Source organism: Aquabacterium sp., from assembly GCF_044226965.1.
Classification (GTDB): Bacteria; Pseudomonadota; Gammaproteobacteria; order Burkholderiales; family Burkholderiaceae_C; genus Pseudaquabacterium.
Genome location: NZ_JBGAGA010000041.1, coordinates 34,270 through 52,120 on the forward strand (window position 1 = coordinate 34,270; position 17,851 = coordinate 52,120).

Consider the following 17,851-nt stretch of genomic DNA (forward strand, 5'->3'; position numbering starts at 1 on the left):
CTAGGTCGACGCCGTTAGGATCGGCGTCCATGAAACCGCGTTCTCGATCCGGGCCCAAGGCCGCCCCTTCGGCCACCCCGTCGGCCACCCCGTCGGCCACCCGCTCGGCCAGCGCCGCGCGCGCCGCCGCCGCGGCACCTGCCGCCGGCACCGCCACGCTGGCGATGGTGGCCGAGGCCGCCGGCGTCTCGCCCAGCACGGTGTCGCGCATCCTCAACGGCACCGCGGTGGTCAGCCCCGACAAGGCCGCTGCGGTCGAGGCGGCGATCAAGCAGCTGGGCTTCCGCCCCAACCCGGTGGCACGCGGCCTGGCCGGCGGCCGCACCATGAGCATCGGCGTGCTGACGCAGACCGTCAGCAGCCCGTTCTACGGCGAGGCGCTGCTCGGCATCGAGGACGTGCTGGAGCGCGCCGGCTACATCCCGCTGTTCGTCAGCGGCCACTGGGCCGAGGCCGAGGAGCGCAAGGCGCTGGAAGCGCTGATGCTGCGCCGGGTCGACGGCCTGCTGGTGCTGGCCGGCCGCCTGCCGGACAAGGTGCTGCAGGCCTATGCCCGGCAGCTGCCGATGGTGGTGGTGGGCCGCCGCCTGCACGGGCCGCAGCTGTTCAGCCTGAACTTCGAGAACCGCGCCGGCGCCTACCTGGGCACCCAGCACGTGATCGACCTGGGCCACCGGCGCATTGCCTACATCAGCGGCGACCCCGGCCACGAGGACGCGCTGCAGCGCGAGGCCGGCTACCGCGAAGCCCTGCAGCATGCCGGCATCGCCTACGACGCGAGCCTGGTGATGCCGGGCGACTTCACCGAAGCCGGCGGCATGATGGCGGTGAACCGCCTGCTGGACAGCCGCGCGGCCTTCACCGCCATCGTCGCGTCGAACGACCAGGCCGCCATCGGCGCGCTGCTGGGCCTGTACCGCCGCAACGTGCGCGTGCCCGACGATGTCTCGATCGTCGGCTTCGACGACGTGGCGCCGGCGCGCTTCTGCATCCCGCCGCTGACCACGGTGCGCCAGTCGGTCTACGAGACCGGTGCCATCGCCGCGCGCTGCATGCTGGAGATGCTGCAGGGCCAGGTGCCCAGTGCCGAGCTGCCGCCGCCGACGCTGACGCCGCGCGAGTCCACGCGCCGCCTGGTGCGCTGAACGCAGCGGCACCGAGCGGGTTAACCCCGAGCCGCCGGCCGGCGCGGGCTGGGCACAATCCGCGGCATCATGAAAGCGCTTTCAGTGTCCGGCGCTGTCATCGTTGTCCCGCCCCTTCTGCCCCCGCTACGCTGAGCCCGTGACCGCGCCGCCGTCATCGCCGCAATCGTCCGCCGCCCTCACCCGCCGCACGCTGCTGCGCGCCGGTGTCGCCAGCCTCGCGGCCAGCGGTGCGGTCCGTGCCGCCGAGCCAACGACGCTGACGGTGGCCGCCTTCCCGCTGGTCGACGAGATCCTGCGCGCCGCGCTGCCGCAGTGGCAGGCGCAGCATCCGGGGGTCGAGGTGCAGGTCATCAGCCGCCAGTACGCCGACCACCACACCGCGATGACGACGGCGCTGTCGACCTCGACCCTGCTGCCGGACGTGATGGCGCTGGAAGCCAGCTACCTCGGCCGCTTCGCACCCGGCCTCGGGCTGCAGGACCTGGCCGCGCTGCCCTTCGACATCACGCGCCAGCGCGAGCGCTTCGTGCGCTACGCCTACGACCAGGCGGTGAACCCGCGCGGCGCGGTGGTGGCCGTGCCCACCGACATCGGCCCCGGCACGCTGCTGTACCGCCACGACATCCTGGCCCGCGCCGGCGTCGACGAGGCCGAGCTCACCCGCAGCTGGGACGCCTACATCGACGCCGGCGAACGCATCAAGGCCCGCACCGGCGTCCGGCTGATCGGCAGCGCGCAGATGCTCAAGGACATCCTGATCCGCAAGGACATCGGCCCGGGCGAAGGCCTGTACTTCGACCGCGACTCGCGCGTGCTGGTGAACTCGCCGCGCTTCGTGCGCGCCTTCGAGCTGGCGCGGCGCGTGCGCCGGGCGCAGCTGGATTCGCGCGCCAGCACCTGGACCAACGACTGGGCCGAAGGCTTCAAGCGCGGCACCGTGGCCACCGAGCTCTCCGGCGCATGGATGGTGGGCCAGCTCGCCAACTGGGTGGCCCCGGCCACGCGCGGGCTGTGGCGCGCGGCGCAGCTGCCCGAGCAGACCTTCGTCAGCTACGGCGGCACCTTCTACGCGATGCCGCGGCGCGCCGACCCCGCGCGCAAGCGCCTGGCCTGGGACCTGATGCAGTGGATGACGCTGCGCCGCGAGACGCAGCTGGCCGCCTTCAAGGCCCAGGACGCCTTCCCCGCGCTGCTGGAAGCACACGAGGACGCGTTCTTCGACGAGCCACTGCCCTTCCTCGGCGGCCAGCCGGCGCGCCGGCTGTGGCGCGAATCGGCGCGGCGCATCCAGTCGGTGGCCATCCACAAGCAGAACGAGTTCGCGCAGGAGGTGCTCAATGCCGAGCTCGATAACGTGATGGACCGCGACAAGCCCATCGCCCAGGCGCTGGCCGATGCCGAGGCGCTGCTGGCGCGCCGCGCCCGGCGCTGAGGGCCACACCACCGATGACGCCGATCCGCCGCCCCCGCCGCTGGCTGCCGCGCCTGTCGCCGCGCTGGGCGCCCTATGTCTTCATCAGCCCGTTCCTGATCCTGTTCGGCGTGTTCGGGGTCTTTCCGCTGCTGTTCTCGCTGTGGCTGGCGTTCCAGAGCTGGGAGCCCACCAGCGGGCTCGACGCGATGCAGTTCGTCGGCCTCGAGAACTTCGTGTTCGCGCTGCACGACGCCTGGTTCTGGAAGTCGCTGAAGAACACGCTGTGGCTGGCCATCGCGGCCGGGCTGCCGCAGCACCTGGTGGCGATTCCGCTGGCGGTGTTCATCCACCAGCAGCTCAAGCGCCTGCGCAACTGGGTGATCGGCGCGTACTTCCTGCCCTACATCACCTCGACGGTGGCCATCGCCATCATGTTCAGTTCGCTGTTCTCCACCGACTTCGGGCTCATCAACGCCACGCTCGCGCTGTTCGGCATCGACCACATCGACTGGCTGTACCGGCCCGAGCACCTGCAGCCCGCGGTGGCGCTGATCGTGTTCTGGCGCTACCTGGGCTTCAACGTGGTGCTGTACCTGGCGGCGCTGCAGACGATTCCGCAGGACCTGTACGAGGCCGCGGTGCTCGACGGCGCGGGCCGCTGGGCGCGCTTCCGCCACATCACCTTGCCGGGCATCCGGCCGATGATGTTCTTCGGCACCACGCTCAGCGTGATCGGCGGGCTGCAGCTGTTCGAGGAACCGTTCATCCTGACCGGCGGCAAGGGCGGCCCCGACCAGGCGGTGATGACCTCGGCGGTGTACCTGTACCGCATGGCCTTCGACTTCAACGACTTCGGCGGCGCCAGCGCGATGTCGTGGCTGCTGTTCCTCGTCGTCGTCGGCCTCACCTGGGGCACGCACCGCGCATTCAAGCCACAGGAGCCGCAAGCATGAGACGCCCCCAGCGGGCCGAGCGCCGGGCCGCTCCCAAGCCGGCCCGCATCCCCTCGGGGGATCGGCCGATGTACCCATCGGACGAGGGGTGCACATGATCCACCGGCCGGGCCGCGGCGTGTGGCTGGCCTACACGCTGGTGGGCATCGGCGCGCTGCTGATGCTGGCGCCGTTCTACTTCATGTTCGTGTTCGCGAGCCATTCGCGCACCGAGATCTTCGACCTGCCACCGCCGCTGTGGTTCGGCAACGACCTGGCGGCCAACCTGCGCATCCTCACCGATCGCCTGCCGTTCTGGCGCAACCTGGGCTGGAGCCTGTACGTGGCGCTGATGTCCACCGCGCTCACGCTGCTGTTCTGCTCGCTGGCCGGCTATGCCTTCGCAATGTTCGAGTTCCGCTTCAAGCGCGCGCTGTTCGCGCTGGTGATGGGCACGATGCTGCTGCCCTCGTTCATGAACATGATCCCCACCTTCATGATCATGGACGCGCTGGGCTGGATCGACGAGCACCGCGCGCTGTACCTGCCCGGCGCGGCCAGCGCCTTCGGCATCTTCCTGATGCGCCAGTACGCCGCCAGCGCGGTGCCGCGCGAACTGATCGAGGCCGCGCGCATGGACGGCTGCGGCGAGTTCGGCATCTTCTGGTGGGTGGTGCTGCCGCTGCTGCGGCCCGCGCTGGGCACGCTGGGGCTGGTGACCTTCATCGCCTCGTGGAACAACTTCATCGGCCCGCTGGTGGTGATGCGCAGCGCCGCCCACTACACGCTGCCGCTGGCGCTGCGCAGCCTGCAGTCCACCACCAACACCGAATGGGGCGCGCTGATGGCCGGCTCGGCCGTCGCGACGATTCCGCTGCTGGTGCTGTTCGCGCTGTCGTCGCGCCAGCTGATCGCGGGGCTCACCGCGGGCGCCGTCAAATAACACCCGAAACACATGTCCTCCACTGCCCACCTGCCACTGCACCAACGCTTCCCCCGCGACTTCACCTGGGGCGTGGCCACCAGCGCCTTCCAGATCGAAGGCGCCGCCACCGCGGACGGCAAGGGCGAGTCGATCTGGGACCGCTTCTGCCGCCAGCCCGGCGCCATTGCCGACAGCAGCAACGGCGACATCGCCTGCGACCACTACCACCGGCTCGAGGGCGACCTGGACCTGATCGCCTCGCTCGGCGTCAATGCCTACCGCTTCTCGGTCTCGTGGCCGCGTGTGCAGGCCCTGGGCAGCGGCGCCTGGAACGAGGCCGGCCTAGCTTTCTACGAACGCCTGGTCGACGGCCTGCTGGCGCGCGGCCTGCAGCCGCACCTGACCTTGAACCACTGGGACCTGCCGCAGGCGCTGCAGGAACAGGGCGGCTGGGCCCACCGCGACACGGTGCACCGCTTCGTCGACTACGCGCTGCAGATGCAGCGGCGCCTGGGCGACCGGCTGCGCACCCTCACCACGCACAACGAACCGTGGGTGGTGGCGGTGCTGGGCCATGAGCAGGGCATCTTCGCGCCCGGGCTGAAGCGCAGGGCCACCGCGGTGCAGGTCTCGCACCACCTGCTGCTCAGCCATGGCCTGGCGCTGCAGGCGCTGCGCGCCGAAGGCGCGAAGGCGGCGCTGGGCATCGTGCTGAACCTGGCGCACATCGAGCCCGCCACCGCGTCCGCCGCCGACCGGCATGCCGCGCAGGCCGACGATGCGCGCAACCGCCGCTGGTACACCGACCCGCTGTTCAAGGGCCAGTACCCGGAGGAAGTGCTGGCCGAGCTGGGCGCCGATGCGCCCGCGATGCAGCCGGGCGACCTGGCCGCCATCGCCACGCCGATCGACTTCCTCGGCGTCAACTACTACACGCGCGGCGTGTCCAGCGCCGGCGCGCCCTTCGACCCCGCGCAATCGGGCCTGCCGCTCACCGACATGGGCTGGGAGGTCTACCCGCGCGGCCTGACCGAGCTGCTGATCACGCTGCACCGCGAATACCGCCTGCCGCCGACCTACATCACCGAGAACGGCGCCGCCTTCGCGGACGCCCCGGTCGACGGCCGGGTGCATGACGCGGAACGCACCGAGTACATCCGCAGCCACATCGCCGCGGTGGCCGACGCGATGGACCTGGGCGTGCCGATGGCCGGCTACATGGTGTGGAGCCTGATGGACAACTTCGAATGGTCCAGCGGCTACGCCAAGCGCTTCGGCATCGTGCACGTCGACTACGCGACGCAGCGGCGCACCCCGAAGGACAGCGCGCGCTGGTACCGCGAGTTCCTCGGGCGGTGTCGCCAGTCGGCATGAAGGATCGCGCCGTATGCACCGCTTGCTACGTTCCGGCATCGGGGGTCTGCTGTCCGCCTGGCTGCTCTGCGCCGCTGGGATCCACGAGGTCCACGCCATGACCACCACCCCGCCCGAGGGCTACCGCCTGGTGTGGTCCGACGAGTTCGAGCGCGACGGCGCGCCCGACCCGGCCAAGTGGGTGCACGACACCGTGCGCAACCGCGAAGGCTGGTTCAACCACGAGCGGCAGTACTACGCCCGCGCCAGCGACGACAACGCCCAGGTGCGCAACGGCAAACTGCTGATCACCGCGCGCCGGGAGACGCCACGAGACGCGCCCGACTGGGGCGGCCAGCACTACACCTCGGCCAGGCTGAACACGCGCGGCAAGGCCGAGTGGACCTACGGCTTCTTCGAGGTGAGCGCCAGGCTGCCCTGCGGCCGCGGCACCTGGCCGGCGATCTGGATGCTGGGCAGCGGCGGCCGCTGGCCCGACGACGGCGAGTTCGACATCATGGAGCACATGGGCCGGAACCCGGCGCAGGTGTCGTCGGCGGTGCATGTCGCGGCCGGTCATGGCGGCCAGAACATCGGCGGCGCCTTCCCGCTGCCCGATGCCTGCACCGCCTTCCACCGCTACCAGCTGCACTGGACCCCCGAGGGCGCGAGCTTCGGCGTCGACGGCTTCGTCTACTTCCGCTACCCGAAGCTCGACACCGGCCCGCGCGCCTGGCCCTTCGACCGACCGCAGTTCCTGCTGCTGAACCTGGCAATCGGCGGCGACCTGGGCGGCGAGGTCGACGACGCGATCTTCCCGGTGACGATGGAAATCGACTACGTGCGGGTGTACCAGCGGCAGCCCTGAGGGCCCGGCGCGCCGCGCCTACGCCGCCGGCAGTACCACCCCGCGGCATTCGCCGAAGCCGATGCGCGCGGCGCCGGCACGCTCGCACCAGCCGCGCAGCACCAGCGTGTCGCCGTCCTCGAGCCAGCTGCGCTGGCTGCCATCAGGCAAAGTGAGCGGCTGCCGCCCGCCGTGGGTGATCTCGATCATCGTGCCCGCCTCGCTGGGTTCAGGGCCGGAGATGGTGCCGCTGCCCAGAAGGTCGCCCGGCTGCAGGTTGCAGCCGCCCACGGTGTGGTGGGCGATCATCTGCGGCACGGTCCAGCTCTGGTGGCGGAAGCTGGTGCGCGACAGGCGCAGCGCCTCGGTGCCCGGCGCCTGCAGCCAGGCTTCGAGCGTGATGTCCAGTGCGCCCTGGGCGCGCACGCCGGCATCGTCCAGGTAGGGCAGCAGCGGCGGGTTGCCTGCATCGGGCACCCAGGCCGCGCGGAACGGGGCCAGCGCGGCCAGCGTCACGACCCAGGGCGAGATCGAGGTGGCGAAGTTCTTGGCCTGGAAGGGGCCCAGCGGCGGCATCTCGAAGGCCTGGATGTCGCGCGCCGACCAGTCGTTCAGCAGCACGATGCCGAACACCTGGTCTTCGGCCTCGGCCAGCGCGATCGGCTCGCCCAGCGCATTGCCGCGGCCGATCAGCACGCCGAGCTCGAGCTCGTAGTCCAGCCGCCGGGTCGGGCCGAACACCGCGGCCGGCGCGCCGGGCGGCATCATCTGGCCCTTGGGCCGGCGCACCGGGTGGCCGCTCAGCACCACGCTGGACGCGCGGCCGTGGTAGGCAATCGGCATCGAGCGGAAGTTCGGGTTCACCAGGTCGATGCCGACATCCGGCCGCATCACGCGGCCGGTGTTGCGGGCGTGGTGGATCGAGGTGTAGAAGTCGGTGTAGTTGCCGACGCGGACCGGTAACGCGTAATCGACGCGGCCCTGCGGGCTGAGCAGCGGGCGCAGCGCGGCGCGCGTGGGCTCGGGCGCATCGTCCTTCAGCAGCGCGAACAGGCCGTGGCGCAGCGCACGCCAGGCCGCCGGCCCCTGCCCGCACAGCCCGTTCAGCGTGGTGCCGGCGGCGGCATTGGCGGCCTGTTGCGCCGCGCCCTGCAGCAGGCCGGCGGCGGCCACGCCGGCCAGGTCCAGCACCTGGTCGCCGATGGCCACGCCACCGCGGAACTGCTTGCTGGTGCCCTGCGGCGGCCGGAAGATCGCCAGCGGCAGGTTCTGCAGCGGGAAGTCGGTGCCCGCGGCGTTGGCGCTGTCCACCCAGCTGCGGGCGGCGGGGTCGTGGGTGTGGTCGAGCAGGCTCATCGCGCGGGCTCAGGCAGCGGCCATCAGGCGGTCGTCGAAGATCGCCACCGCACGCGTCCAGCCGGCCGAGGCGCCGCGGATCTTGTGCGGGAAGCAGCTGATGAAGAAGCCGTCGGCCGGCAGCGCTTCCAGGTTGTGCAGCTTCTCGATGTGGCAGTAGCCGATGTCGCGGCCGGCCTTGTGGCCTTCCCAGATCAGCCCGGCGTTGCCGGTCTCGCTGTACTTCTTCGCGGTGTGCACGAAGGGCGCGTCCCAGCTCCAGGCGTCGGTGCCGGTCAGGCGCACGCCGCGTTCCAGCAGGTACATGGTCGCGTCGTAGCCCATGCCGCAGCCGGCCGAGACGTAGTCCTTGTGGCCGTAGCGCGAGCCGGCCCGGGTGTTGACGACGACGATCTCCAGCGGCTGCAGCGTGTGGCCGATGCGCGCAAGCTCGGCCTCGACCTCGGCGGCGGTGACCACATGACCGTCGGGCAGGTGGCGGAAGTCCAGCTTCACGCCGGGCTGGAAGCACCAGTCCAGCGGCACCGAATCGATGGTGGTGGCGGCCTTCTTGCCGCCGGCCTTGGCGTCCATCGTGCTGTGGAAGTGGTACGGCGCGTCGAGGTGCGTGCCGTTGTGGGTGGACAGCGTCACCCGTTCCACCGCCCAGCCTTCGCCGTCGGGCAGATCCTTCTTCTGCAGGCCGGGGAAGAACGGCGCGATCTGCTCGTAGGTGTTCTCGTGGGTGAAGTAGTCGATCTTCGGCTCCAGCCCGGGCGGGTCGGAAGCAACATCGTTCTCCAGGTAGATCGACAGGTCGACAAGGCGGCGGGTCATGGGGCAACTCCTTCGGGTGGACGTGCTATTCAGGCGTTATCGCCGCTGCCAGCGCAGCAGCCGGCCTTCGGCCAGCGCCAGCAGCGCGTTGGAAACGAAGCCGATCGCGCCCAGCAGCACGATGCCGGCGAACAGCTCGCTGGCGTGGAAGGCGCGCGCGGCCAGCAGGATGGCCTGGCCCAGGCCTTCCTGCGAGGCGATCATCTCGCCGACCACGCTGACGATCAGCGACACGGTCATCGACAGGCGCATGCCGGCCAGGATGTCGGGCAGCGCGTTCGGCAGGCCGATCTTCCAGGCGAAGGCCAGGCGCGAGAGCTGCAGCGCCGCGGCCACCTCGCGCAGCCGCGGATGCACCGAGGCCAGGCCGTGCACGGTGGCCAGCAGCACCGGCCACATCGCGCCGAAGCTCACCACCGCCAGCACCATGCCGCCCGACAGCCCGAAGATCGAGATCGCCAGCGGGATCACCGCCGAGGCCGGCAGCGGGCGGATGAATTCCAGCGTCGGCTGCAGCCAGGCGCGCGCGGTGGCCGAGCCGCCGATCAGCGCGCCCAGCAGCACGCCCAGCAAGGTGGCCAGGCCCCAGCCCGCCAGCATGCGGCCGGTGGTGGCCAGGCTGAAGCGCGCCAGCGCGCCCGCGGCATCGCCACCGCCCGGGGCCAGCCCCAGGCCCTGCAACAGGCTCTCCAGCGTGGCCTCGGGCGTCGGCACGAACACCTTGCTGACCCACTGGCCATGCGTGGCCGCCCACCACAGCGCCAGCAGCGCGAGCAGCAGGCCCAGTGGTTCGAGCAGCGCCATGGCGCTCCGGCGCGGGGTCATGTGACGATTCCCATGCGGCGGTCCACGGCATGTTGAAGCTTCAGCGTCAGCGCATTCACCGCAAACCCCAGCACGCCAATCCACAGCAGCCAGGCCAGCATGCCGGCGGGGTCCAGGCTCTGCTGCGCCAGGCTCATCGCGTAGCCCATGCCATAGGGGTTGGCGGCGATCTCCACCGTGACCGCCACCACCAGCGCGATGGTCACGCCCAGGCGCAGCGCGACGAACAGCCGCGGCACGATGGCCGGCAGCACGATCTTGGCGATGCGCGCGGCCGGCGACAGGCCCAGCGCCTGCGCCACTTCCAGCAGCTGCGGCTCCACCTGCCGCACCGCCGCCTGCACCAGCACCAGCAGCGGCCAGAAGGTGGCGAAGGCCACCACCCAGCGGGATCAAGGCCACCGACGGCATCGGCCGCAACACCTCGATGCCGAGGAAGCTGAAGCGCGCCGCGCGCGGCGACAGCCCGAGGCCGATGCCAGCCAGCACGCCCAGCCCGCCGCCCAGCAGCAGCCCGGCCGCCGCGGCGCCGAGGGTGAAACCGGTGGCCGCCAGCAGCGAGCCATCGGCCAGCGCGGCACCGAAGGCCTTCAGCGCGGCCGAAGGCGGGGCCAGCGCATCGCTGCCGGCCCCGGCGGTGCGCGTGTACCACTCCAGCGCGGCCAGCAGGAGCAGCGGCACGATGATGGCGCGGGCGCGAGGCAGCAGGACCATCAGTGATGTCCAAGGAACTGGTACAGCTCGCGGCGCAGGCGCAGGAACTCGGGATGCTCCTTGGTCGCCAGCTGGTCGCGCGGACGCGGCAGCGTCACGTCGATCACCGCGGCCAGGCTGGGCCGCTCCGCTGTGGGGTTAGCCCGCAGCGCGATCACCCGGTCGCCCAGGTACAGCGCCTCCTCCAGGTCGTGCGTCACGAACATCACCGTCAGCCGCTGCTCGCGCACCAGGCGCAGCAGCTCGTCCTGCAGGCTTTCGCGCGTCATCGCATCCAGCGCGCCGAAGGGCTCGTCCATCATCAGCAGCTGCGGCCGCTGCGCCAGGCAGCGCGCGATCTGCACCCGCTGCTGCATGCCGCCGGACAGCTGCGCCGGGTACTTGTCGGCATGGGCAGAAAGCCCCACGGTCTTCAGCACCTCGGCGATGCGGGCCGGGCGCTGCTCGGCCGCCACCTTGGCGGCTTCCAGCGCGAGGCTGACGTTCTGCGCCACCGTGCGCCAGGGCAGCAGCGCGCGGCCATAGTCCTGGAACACGAAAGCCACCTCGCGCGAGGGCCCGCGCACCGGCTGGCCCGCACGCCGCACCTCGCCGCCGGCCGGCGTGACGAAGCCGGTGGCCGCGCGCAGCAGCGTGGTCTTGCCGCAGCCCGAGGGCCCGATCACGCAGACGAACTCACCTTCATCGACACCCAGGCTGGTCGGCGACAGGATCTCGCGCCCGCCCAGGCGGATCGCGACGCGGTCGAACTGGAGCAGCGACATGCGCGGGTGCTATTTCGCGATCAGAGCGGCCGTGTTGATCTGCGTCTTCAGCATCTCCTGGTCCTTCATCATCGCGACCCAGGTATCCAGCTGCTTGACGGTGACCAGCGGCGATGGCGGCGACACCTGGGCCTTGGCCAGCACCTCGGGCGGCAGCTTGATGTACTTGCCGATGTGCTCGCGCATGCGGGCATCGTTGGCCGGCTTGCCCATCCACCCGGCGGCCTCGACCACCGCCTCGCGGAAGGCCTTGACCTGCGCGGCGTTGCGCTCGGCCCAGTCGCGCCGGGCGGTGTGGATGATGGTGGGCAGGCCCTCGGGCAGGAAGGTCGAGTAGTACGAGGCGACGTAGCCCACGCCGCTGTCGGCCGCGCGGCGCATGAAGGGGTCGGCCGAGATCACCGCGTCCACCGTGCCGCCCTTGAGCAGGTCGGCATGTTGCGGGAACGCCGCCTCGACGAAGTTGACCTTGCGGTAGTCCACCCCGCTCTGCTTGAGCCAGGCGCGGAAGGTGACGTGCAGGAAGGCGCCCAGCCCCGGCACGCCGATCTTGCGGCCGACGCAGTCCTGCGCCGAGCGGATGCCCGATCCGGCGCGCGCCAGCAGGCCGAAGCCGGTGATGGACTTCGAGGTGGCGCCGCCGCCGGCCACCACCACATGGTCGAGCCCGCCGTCCACCGACTGCAGGAACACCGAGGGCGTGGGCCCGCCGATCTGCAGCGAATCGGCCTGGATGGCGGCCGGTATCGTCGAGTTGATCGGGATGAACTTGGGCTCGACCTCGATGCCGCGCTTCTTGAACAGGCCTTCCTCGGCGGCGACGAACACCGAAGTGAAGTCGGTCACCGCGGTGTAGCCGAACACGATCTTGCTGCTCTGCGCGCGGACGATGGCCGGGGCCATCAGCGTGCCGATCAACGGGGTCGCCAGCGCGGCCGGCGCGGCGAGCAGGGTGCGTCGCTTCATGGGGAGGGTCTCCTGCGGGGGTTTCTGGTCTTCGGGCGGGCCGGCGGCGCCGCAAAGGCTGCACGCAGCCCGCCGGTGATGAACTGCAGCAGCAGCGGCGCGGCCGCCGGATCGGCCGGCCGGTTCTGCCCGCGCGAGAGGCCGACGATGCGGGTGTCGCTCAGGTGGTTCAGCAGCGCGCCCAGCATGAACTGGTAGCCCCAGGCCACCTGGGCTCGCGTGGCGGCCGGCAGCGCGGCGTGCAGCGCGTCGATGAAGGCATGGGCCATCGGGTCGAAGAACTCGCGCAGCACCGCTTCGGCCTCGTCCACCGCCTGGTACAGCTGGCGCGCCACCAGCAGCGCGTAGTACTCGCCCTCGGGGCTGGCGCGCAGGCGCAGCACCGGCAGCACGAAGGCTTCGACGATGGCGGCCAGGGTCGCTTCCTCGCCCGGCACGATGCGCACCGCGCGCAGCGCGGCCAGCCGCGCCTCGATGGTCGAGTTCCAGTGCGCGAAGATCGCGATGAACAATTCGTGCTTGGCACCGAAGTAGTAGCTCAGCAGCGCCAGCGGCACGCCGGCCTCTTCGGCAATCTGCCGCAGCGACACCGCGTGGTAGCCGCGCAGCGCGAACAGCCGCTCGGCCGCCAGCAGGATGGCCATGCGCCGGTCCGGCCGCGGCTCGGCCACCGGCGGCGCACCGGCAGGCAGCGAAGCGGGCGAGGACGCGGTGCGCGACATGGCCGAATTGGACGATCGTCCAAATACTTGATCAACCGTACAAACCCGGAGCCACCCGGACCCCGCAGCCTAAAATCGGCGCCCTTTTCCCTCGATGATGGTCACCATGACCCGCAAGCTCTTCGTCACCACCGCCCTGCCCTATGCCAATGCGGCCTTCCACATCGGCCACATGATGGAGTACATCCAGGCCGACACCTGGGTGCGGGCGCAGCGCATGCGGGGTGCGGAGGTCAACTTCGTCTGTGCCGACGACGCGCATGGCGCGCCGATCATGATCGCGGCCGAGAAGGCCGGCAAGACGCCGCAGCAGTTCGTCGCCGACATCGCCGCCGGCCGGCCGCAGTACCTGAACGGCTTCCACATCGCGTTCGACAACTGGCATTCCACCGACGGGCCCGAGAACCACGAACTGGCGCGCGAGATCTACCTGGCGCTGCGCAAGAACGAGTTGATCGACGTGCGCTCGATCGAGCAGTTCTTCGACCCGGTGAAGGGCATGTTCCTGCCCGACCGCTTCATCAAGGGCGAATGCCCGAAGTGCGGCGCGAAGGACCAGTACGGCGATTCCTGCGAGGTCTGCGGCTCGGTCTACGCGCCCACCGACCTGAAGAACCCGTACTCGGCGCTCTCGGGCGCGGTGCCGGTGCGCAAGAGCAGCGAGCACTACTTCTTCCGCCTGTCCGACCCGCGCTGCGTCGGCTTCCTCGAGCAATGGACGCAGGACGGCAAGCTGCAGCCCGAGGTCGGCAACAAGATCCGCGAGTGGTTCACCAAGGACGAGGAAGGCAACGGCGGCCTCGGCGACTGGGACATCAGCCGCGACGCGCCCTACTTCGGCATCGAGATCCCCGATGCGCCGGGCAAGTACTTCTACGTCTGGCTCGACGCGCCGGTGGGCTACCTGGCCTCGCTGAAGAACCTGTTCGGCAAGCGCGGCCAGGACATGGAGGCCTACCTGGCCGACCCGGCGGTGGAGCAGGTGCACTTCATCGGCAAGGACATCGTCTACTTCCACACGCTGTTCTGGCCGGCGATGCTGCACTTCAGCGGCCGCAAGGTGCCGAGCAACGTGTTCGTGCACGGCTTCATCACGGTGAACGGCGGCGAGAAGATGAGCAAGAGCCGCGGCACCGGCATCAGCCCGCTGCGCTACCTGGAGCTGGGGCTGAACGCCGAGTGGCTGCGCTACTACATCGCCGCCAAGCTCAACGCGCGGGTCGAGGACATCGACTTCAACCCGGAAGACTTCGTCGCCCGCGTCAATGCGGACCTGATCGGCAAGTACATCAACATCGCCAGCCGGGCCGCCGGCTTCCTGAGCAAGCGCTTCGGCGGCAAGCTCTCGGCCGACCTGGGCGTCGAGGGCCGCGTGCTGCTCGACGGCCTGCGCGCGCACCGCGCGACGATCGAAGAGCTGTACGAAGAGCGCGAGTTCGGCAAGGCGGTGCGCGAGATCATGATGCTGGCCGACCGCGTCAACGCCTATGTCGACCAGCACAAGCCCTGGGAACTGGCCAAACTCGCTGGACAGGATGCCGCACTGCACGATGTGTGCTCGGTGTGCATCGAGGCCTTCCGCGTGCTGACGATCTACCTGAAGCCCATCCTGCCGGCGCTGGCCGCGCAGGTGGAGGCCTTCCTGAAGGTCGAGCCGATGGACTTTGCCGATGCCGCGCGCGCGCTCGGCCACCACACCATCGGCGAGTACAAGCACCTGATGCAGCGCGTCGACCCCAAGCAGGTGGAGGCGCTGTTCGAGCCGCCGGCCGCGCCCAAGGTCTCGCCCGGCGGCGAGGACATCGCGGCCGAGATCGGCATCGACGACTTCGCCAAGGTCGACCTGCGCATCGCGAAGATCGTCAACGCCGAGCTGGTCGAGGGCAGCGACAAGTTGCTGCGGCTGACGCTGGACGTGGGCGAAGGTCGCACGCGCAACGTATTCAGCGGCATCCGCAGCGCCTACCAGCCCGAGCAGCTGATCGGCAAGTTCACCGTGATGGTGGCCAACCTGGCACCGCGCAAGATGAAGTTCGGCGTCAGCGAAGGCATGGTGCTGGCCGCCAGCCATGCCGACGGGAAAGCCCAGCCCGGCCTCTGGGTGCTGGAGCCGCACAGCGGCGCGCAGCCGGGCATGCGGGTGCGCTGACGCGTCCCGCGCGCCGGCTCAGCGGCAGCCGGCCTGGGCCGACCAGTTGGCGGCCGGCCCCAGGTCGGTCAGCACGCCGGCCGCGTCGAGCAGCCAGACATGCTGGTCCGCGGCCGACACGCCGACGGAGGTCCGCGTGGCCGCGTACGAGCGGTAGCTGTACGGTGCGCTGAGCTGCGTGGTCGCGCGGCGCGGGCTCAACACCGTGGGGAAGCGGTCTTCTGCCCAGTCGAGCAGGCACTCGGTCTCGGCGCCGGGCAGCAGGCTGGCATAGGTGGCCAGCGCGGTCTCGACGTTCGCGCTGTTGGTCATGAAGCCGCCGTGGTCGCCGCTGGCATCGTCGATGAACAGCGCGACCGAGGCGCCGTACTGCTGCACCCAGTCGCGCGCGGCACGCATCGCGGGGCAACCGCTCTGGTCCGGGTCGGGGTCCTTCTCGCCGCAGTACAGGCCCCACTTCATCGCGCCGAAGGGCCGGCTGCCGAAGGCGCCCGCGGTGATCTGCTGGTTGGGCGGATAGTTCGCCAGCGCCCCGCCGGCGTTCGACAGCACGAAGCCGAAGTAGTGCGCGGCGCTGGTGGTATTGTCCAGCACCGCGGTGGCATAGCTGTTCGCCGCGCCGCGCGAGTAGCCGGTGAACATCACCGTGCCCGGCCGCACGCCCTTGGCGGCGAGCAGGGCCGCGATCAAGGGGTACATCTGGTCGGGGCGGTAGTAGTCGCTGGTCGCCTCGCCGCTGCCGAACCACCACTGCAGCGTCAGCAGCGCATGGCCGTGCTTCTCGGCAGAGGGCTGCCAGAGGGCGGCTTCGGTCGTGGCATAGCCGTCGTGCCCGTGCAGCGCGACGATGACCCCCGCGCCGGCCGTCCAGCCCGCCGGCTGCCACCACAGGCTGAACGACAGCCCATCGCTGGTGGCGCGGATCTCCGCGCCCTTGGCCTGCATCGCGGCATAGCGCGTGGCATCGTTCTTCTGGGCCTGGGCCAGCAACGCGGCCGAATCGGCCCGGCTCGGCGACGCGGCGCCGAAGGCCAGCGCCAGGGTCAGGCCCAGGGCCAGCAGGGGTCGGGACAGGATCGCCATGGGCAGGCCTCGCACGCGTTGCTCCCCGGTCTATCGACCCCCGGTTGGCCGGGCTTGAGCGGCCGGCGCGGCCATCGCTCACGCCGGATGCGGGTTGACGCCGACGGCCCGGCCACGGCATCATCCGCCCCCATGCGTTGCCAGCGCCCCACGATCATTGCGATCACCATTACCACCACCACCGCCCGGCGCGGGAGGTGGCGGTAGCGCGGCGCACGCAAGACAGTCGACGCATCAACCCCACAGGCCCCGCCAGCGATGGACGGGGCCTTGTGTTTTCTCCGTCCTGGCAGCCCGCACCAGCCCTCACGGAGAAACCTCATGCACGCATTCGCCTCGTCATCACCCGCCGCCGGCCCCGCCTGGCGCCTGCCGCCCCTGCGCGTCGGGCTGCTGGGCATCGGCACCGTCGGCTCGGGCACCTGCCGCGTGCTGGCGCGCAACCAGGCCCTGATCCGCGACCGCGCCGGCCGCGCGATCGAGCTGGCGATGGTGGCCGCGCGCAACCTGGCACGCGCACGGCAGATCGCCGGCCCCGGCATCGAGGTGCTGGACGATGCGCTGCGCCTGGTGCGGCACCCGCAGGTGGACGTGGTGGTCGAGGCCATCGGCGGCTGCGGCGATGCGCGCACGCTGGTGCTGGAGGCCATTGCCCAGGGCAAGCATGTGGTCACCGCGAACAAGGCGCTGCTCGCGCTGCATGGCGACGAGATCTTCGCCGCCGCGCGCGCCCAGGGCGTGATGGTGGCCTTCGAGGGCGCGGTGGCGGTGAGCATCCCGATCGTCAAGGCGCTGCGCGAAGGGCTGGCGGCCAACCGCATCGAGTGGCTGGCCGGCATCGTCAATGGCACCAGCAACCATGTGCTGACCGAGATGCGCGACAAGGGCGTCCCGTTCGACGAGGCGCTGCGCGAGGCCCAGCGCCTGGGCTATGCCGAAGCCGACCCGGCCTTCGACGTCGACGGCATCGACGCCGCGCACAAGCTGGCCCTGCTGGCCGCGATGGCCTTCGGCACCCGCATCGACTGCGGCGCGATCGCGGTGCAGGGCATCCGCGATCTGCAGCCCGACGACCATGCGCTGGCCCGCCTGCTCGGCTACCGGCTGAAGCTGCTGGCCGTGGCCCGGCGCCGGCCCGAAGGCCTGGCGCTGAGCGTGCGGCCGACGCTGGTGCCGGCCCGCTCGCTGCTGGCCAACGTGGACGGCGCGATGAACGGCGTGATGGTGCAGGGCGACGCCTGCGGGCCGACGATGTGATGGTGCAGGGCGACGCTCGCGGGCCGACGATGTTCTACGGCGCCGGCGCGGGGCGGAGCAGACGGCCTTCGGCGGTGATCGCCGACCTGATCGACGTCGCGCGGCTCGAGCGCGCCTCCACCGCGCAGCGCGTGCCGGCGCTGGGCTTCCACCCGGGGGCGCTGGCCGCCGACCTGCCGCAATTGCCGGCCCCGGCCCTGCCCAGCCGCTGGGCCCTGGGCCTGCGCTGGCGCCCGAACGTGCCGGTCACACGCCTGCTGGACGCGGTGCTGGTCGCCTTGGCCGAGCATCAGCTGACCCAGGAGCGCCAGGCCATGGACGACCAGGCCGCCGGGCCTGGTCATCGCCGAGGCCGAGGCCGCTCGCCGTGGCGGCCGCCGCATCGGCCATTGCGGCACTGGCGGATGTGCAGGGGCCGGCAGGCCCGGCGGGCGGTGGAAACGCCTGGCTCGAAGATCACGCCGGCCTGTGACCAGCTTGCGCAGTTCGGCCAGCAGCTTCTCGACGCGCCGCGCCATCGGGCACGGATTCGCCAGCAGCGACGCGGGAAGGGTTCGCGATAACGCGTCTTTTCAGTGGC

The 17,851-nt window shown here is 70.9% G+C and carries 18 protein-coding genes; 10 read left to right on the forward strand and 8 right to left on the reverse strand.

Annotation, left to right across the window (positions count from 1 at the left end):
• The first annotated feature begins 29 nt into the window (after window positions 1-29).
• The 6 genes from ACILR4_RS18110 (at window position 30) to ACILR4_RS18135 (ending at window position 6,640) form a co-directional block, all read left to right on the forward strand.
• Window positions 30-1,145, forward strand: coding sequence for a LacI family DNA-binding transcriptional regulator (locus ACILR4_RS18110; RefSeq protein ID WP_395702263.1), 1,116 nt, complete (start codon window positions 30-32; stop codon window positions 1,143-1,145).
• Window positions 1,146-1,284: 139 nt separating this feature from the next.
• The gene (locus ACILR4_RS18115) at window positions 1,285-2,580 is read left to right on the forward strand and encodes an ABC transporter substrate-binding protein (RefSeq protein ID WP_395702264.1); all 1,296 of its coding nucleotides are present in this window, start codon (window positions 1,285-1,287) and stop codon (window positions 2,578-2,580) included.
• A 14-nt stretch (window positions 2,581-2,594) separates the two neighbouring features.
• Complete coding sequence (locus tag ACILR4_RS18120; protein WP_395702265.1) at window positions 2,595-3,515, forward strand: carbohydrate ABC transporter permease; 921 nt, start codon at window positions 2,595-2,597, stop codon at window positions 3,513-3,515.
• Between the two features lie 94 nt (window positions 3,516-3,609).
• Window positions 3,610-4,437, forward strand: a complete 828-nt coding sequence (locus tag ACILR4_RS18125; protein WP_395702266.1) for a carbohydrate ABC transporter permease — start codon at window positions 3,610-3,612, stop codon at window positions 4,435-4,437.
• Between the two features lie 12 nt (window positions 4,438-4,449).
• Window positions 4,450-5,793 (forward strand): GH1 family beta-glucosidase, encoded by a 1,344-nt coding sequence (locus ACILR4_RS18130; protein WP_395702267.1) that lies wholly within the window; start codon window positions 4,450-4,452, stop codon window positions 5,791-5,793.
• 97 nt (window positions 5,794-5,890) lie between these two features.
• Window positions 5,891-6,640 (forward strand): family 16 glycosylhydrolase, encoded by a 750-nt coding sequence (locus ACILR4_RS18135; RefSeq protein ID WP_395702268.1) that lies wholly within the window; start codon window positions 5,891-5,893, stop codon window positions 6,638-6,640.
• An 18-nt stretch (window positions 6,641-6,658) separates the two neighbouring features.
• Here ACILR4_RS18135 and fahA read toward each other — a convergent pair whose 3' ends face one another.
• The 4 genes from fahA to ACILR4_RS18155 are packed head-to-tail and all read right to left on the reverse strand — an operon-like array spanning window position 6,659 to window position 9,996.
• On the reverse strand, window positions 6,659-7,975 hold the full coding sequence (gene fahA / locus ACILR4_RS18140; RefSeq protein WP_395702269.1) for a fumarylacetoacetase: 1,317 nt from the start codon (window positions 7,973-7,975) through the stop codon (window positions 6,659-6,661).
• Between the two features lie 9 nt (window positions 7,976-7,984).
• Window positions 7,985-8,791: a cyclase family protein gene (locus ACILR4_RS18145; RefSeq protein ID WP_395702270.1), complete on the reverse strand. Its 807-nt coding sequence runs from the start codon at window positions 8,789-8,791 to the stop codon at window positions 7,985-7,987.
• Window positions 8,792-8,827: 36 nt separating this feature from the next.
• Entirely contained in the window at window positions 8,828-9,616 is a 789-nt protein-coding gene (locus tag ACILR4_RS18150) for an ABC transporter permease (protein WP_395702271.1), read from the reverse strand.
• On the reverse strand, window positions 9,613-9,996 hold the full coding sequence (locus ACILR4_RS18155) for an ABC transporter permease (RefSeq protein WP_395702272.1): 384 nt from the start codon (window positions 9,994-9,996) through the stop codon (window positions 9,613-9,615). The genes ACILR4_RS18150 and ACILR4_RS18155 overlap by 4 nt, the downstream gene beginning before the upstream one ends.
• Here ACILR4_RS18155 and ACILR4_RS18160 point away from each other — a divergent pair.
• A complete protein-coding gene (locus ACILR4_RS18160; RefSeq protein WP_395702273.1) occupies window positions 9,983-10,336 on the forward strand; it encodes a hypothetical protein in 354 nt (117 codons plus the stop codon). The two genes, ACILR4_RS18155 and ACILR4_RS18160, sit on opposite strands and share 14 nt — an antisense overlap.
• Here ACILR4_RS18160 and ACILR4_RS18165 read toward each other — a convergent pair.
• Genes ACILR4_RS18165 through ACILR4_RS18175 form a run of 3 tightly spaced genes read right to left on the reverse strand, consistent with a single transcriptional unit; the run spans window position 10,330 to window position 12,782 of the window.
• Window positions 10,330-11,094: an ABC transporter ATP-binding protein gene (locus ACILR4_RS18165; protein WP_395702274.1), complete on the reverse strand. Its 765-nt coding sequence runs from the start codon at window positions 11,092-11,094 to the stop codon at window positions 10,330-10,332. The two genes, ACILR4_RS18160 and ACILR4_RS18165, sit on opposite strands and share 7 nt — an antisense overlap.
• A gap of 9 nt (window positions 11,095-11,103) precedes the next feature.
• Window positions 11,104-12,060 carry an ABC transporter substrate-binding protein gene (locus ACILR4_RS18170; protein ID WP_395702275.1) on the reverse strand — a complete coding sequence of 319 codons (957 nt, stop codon included), beginning with the start codon at window positions 12,058-12,060 and terminating at the stop codon, window positions 11,104-11,106.
• The gene (locus tag ACILR4_RS18175; protein ID WP_395702276.1) at window positions 12,057-12,782 is read right to left on the reverse strand and encodes a TetR family transcriptional regulator; all 726 of its coding nucleotides are present in this window, start codon (window positions 12,780-12,782) and stop codon (window positions 12,057-12,059) included. Before ACILR4_RS18175 ends, ACILR4_RS18170 begins: the two co-directional genes overlap by 4 nt.
• A gap of 106 nt (window positions 12,783-12,888) precedes the next feature.
• On the opposite strand from ACILR4_RS18175, the gene metG reads away from it, so the two are divergent.
• Window positions 12,889-14,931, forward strand: coding sequence for a methionine--tRNA ligase (metG, locus tag ACILR4_RS18180; protein WP_395702277.1), 2,043 nt, complete (start codon window positions 12,889-12,891; stop codon window positions 14,929-14,931).
• Window positions 14,932-14,949: 18 nt separating this feature from the next.
• Here metG and ACILR4_RS18185 read toward each other — a convergent pair whose 3' ends face one another.
• The gene (locus ACILR4_RS18185; RefSeq protein ID WP_395702278.1) at window positions 14,950-16,014 is read right to left on the reverse strand and encodes a hypothetical protein; all 1,065 of its coding nucleotides are present in this window, start codon (window positions 16,012-16,014) and stop codon (window positions 14,950-14,952) included.
• A 321-nt stretch (window positions 16,015-16,335) separates the two neighbouring features.
• Between ACILR4_RS18185 and ACILR4_RS18190 the strand changes: the two genes are divergently transcribed.
• On the forward strand, window positions 16,336-17,271 hold the full coding sequence (locus ACILR4_RS18190; RefSeq protein WP_395702279.1) for a homoserine dehydrogenase: 936 nt from the start codon (window positions 16,336-16,338) through the stop codon (window positions 17,269-17,271).
• 29 nt (window positions 17,272-17,300) lie between these two features.
• On the forward strand, window positions 17,301-17,834 hold the full coding sequence (locus ACILR4_RS18195; RefSeq protein ID WP_395702280.1) for a hypothetical protein: 534 nt from the start codon (window positions 17,301-17,303) through the stop codon (window positions 17,832-17,834).
• Window positions 17,835-17,851 lie beyond the last annotated feature (17 nt).

Coding starts and splice junctions, on each gene's coding strand:
- fahA (WP_395702269.1), bottom strand. CDS start 7,975: ATGAGCCTGCTCGACCACACCCACGACCCCGCCGCCCGCAGCTGGGTG.
- ACILR4_RS18185 (WP_395702278.1), bottom strand. CDS start 16,014: ATGGCGATCCTGTCCCGACCCCTGCTGGCCCTGGGCCTGACCCTGGCG.
- ACILR4_RS18145 (WP_395702270.1), bottom strand. CDS start 8,791: ATGACCCGCCGCCTTGTCGACCTGTCGATCTACCTGGAGAACGATGTT.
- ACILR4_RS18165 (WP_395702274.1), bottom strand. CDS start 11,094: ATGTCGCTGCTCCAGTTCGACCGCGTCGCGATCCGCCTGGGCGGGCGC.
- ACILR4_RS18120 (WP_395702265.1), top strand. CDS start 2,595: ATGACGCCGATCCGCCGCCCCCGCCGCTGGCTGCCGCGCCTGTCGCCG.
- ACILR4_RS18175 (WP_395702276.1), bottom strand. CDS start 12,782: ATGTCGCGCACCGCGTCCTCGCCCGCTTCGCTGCCTGCCGGTGCGCCG.
- ACILR4_RS18110 (WP_395702263.1), top strand. CDS start 30: ATGAAACCGCGTTCTCGATCCGGGCCCAAGGCCGCCCCTTCGGCCACC.
- ACILR4_RS18150 (WP_395702271.1), bottom strand. CDS start 9,616: ATGACCCCGCGCCGGAGCGCCATGGCGCTGCTCGAACCACTGGGCCTG.
- ACILR4_RS18125 (WP_395702266.1), top strand. CDS start 3,610: ATGATCCACCGGCCGGGCCGCGGCGTGTGGCTGGCCTACACGCTGGTG.
- metG (WP_395702277.1), top strand. CDS start 12,889: ATGACCCGCAAGCTCTTCGTCACCACCGCCCTGCCCTATGCCAATGCG.
- ACILR4_RS18195 (WP_395702280.1), top strand. CDS start 17,301: ATGTTCTACGGCGCCGGCGCGGGGCGGAGCAGACGGCCTTCGGCGGTG.
- ACILR4_RS18170 (WP_395702275.1), bottom strand. CDS start 12,060: ATGAAGCGACGCACCCTGCTCGCCGCGCCGGCCGCGCTGGCGACCCCG.
- ACILR4_RS18135 (WP_395702268.1), top strand. CDS start 5,891: ATGACCACCACCCCGCCCGAGGGCTACCGCCTGGTGTGGTCCGACGAG.
- ACILR4_RS18190 (WP_395702279.1), top strand. CDS start 16,336: ATGCACGCATTCGCCTCGTCATCACCCGCCGCCGGCCCCGCCTGGCGC.
- ACILR4_RS18130 (WP_395702267.1), top strand. CDS start 4,450: ATGTCCTCCACTGCCCACCTGCCACTGCACCAACGCTTCCCCCGCGAC.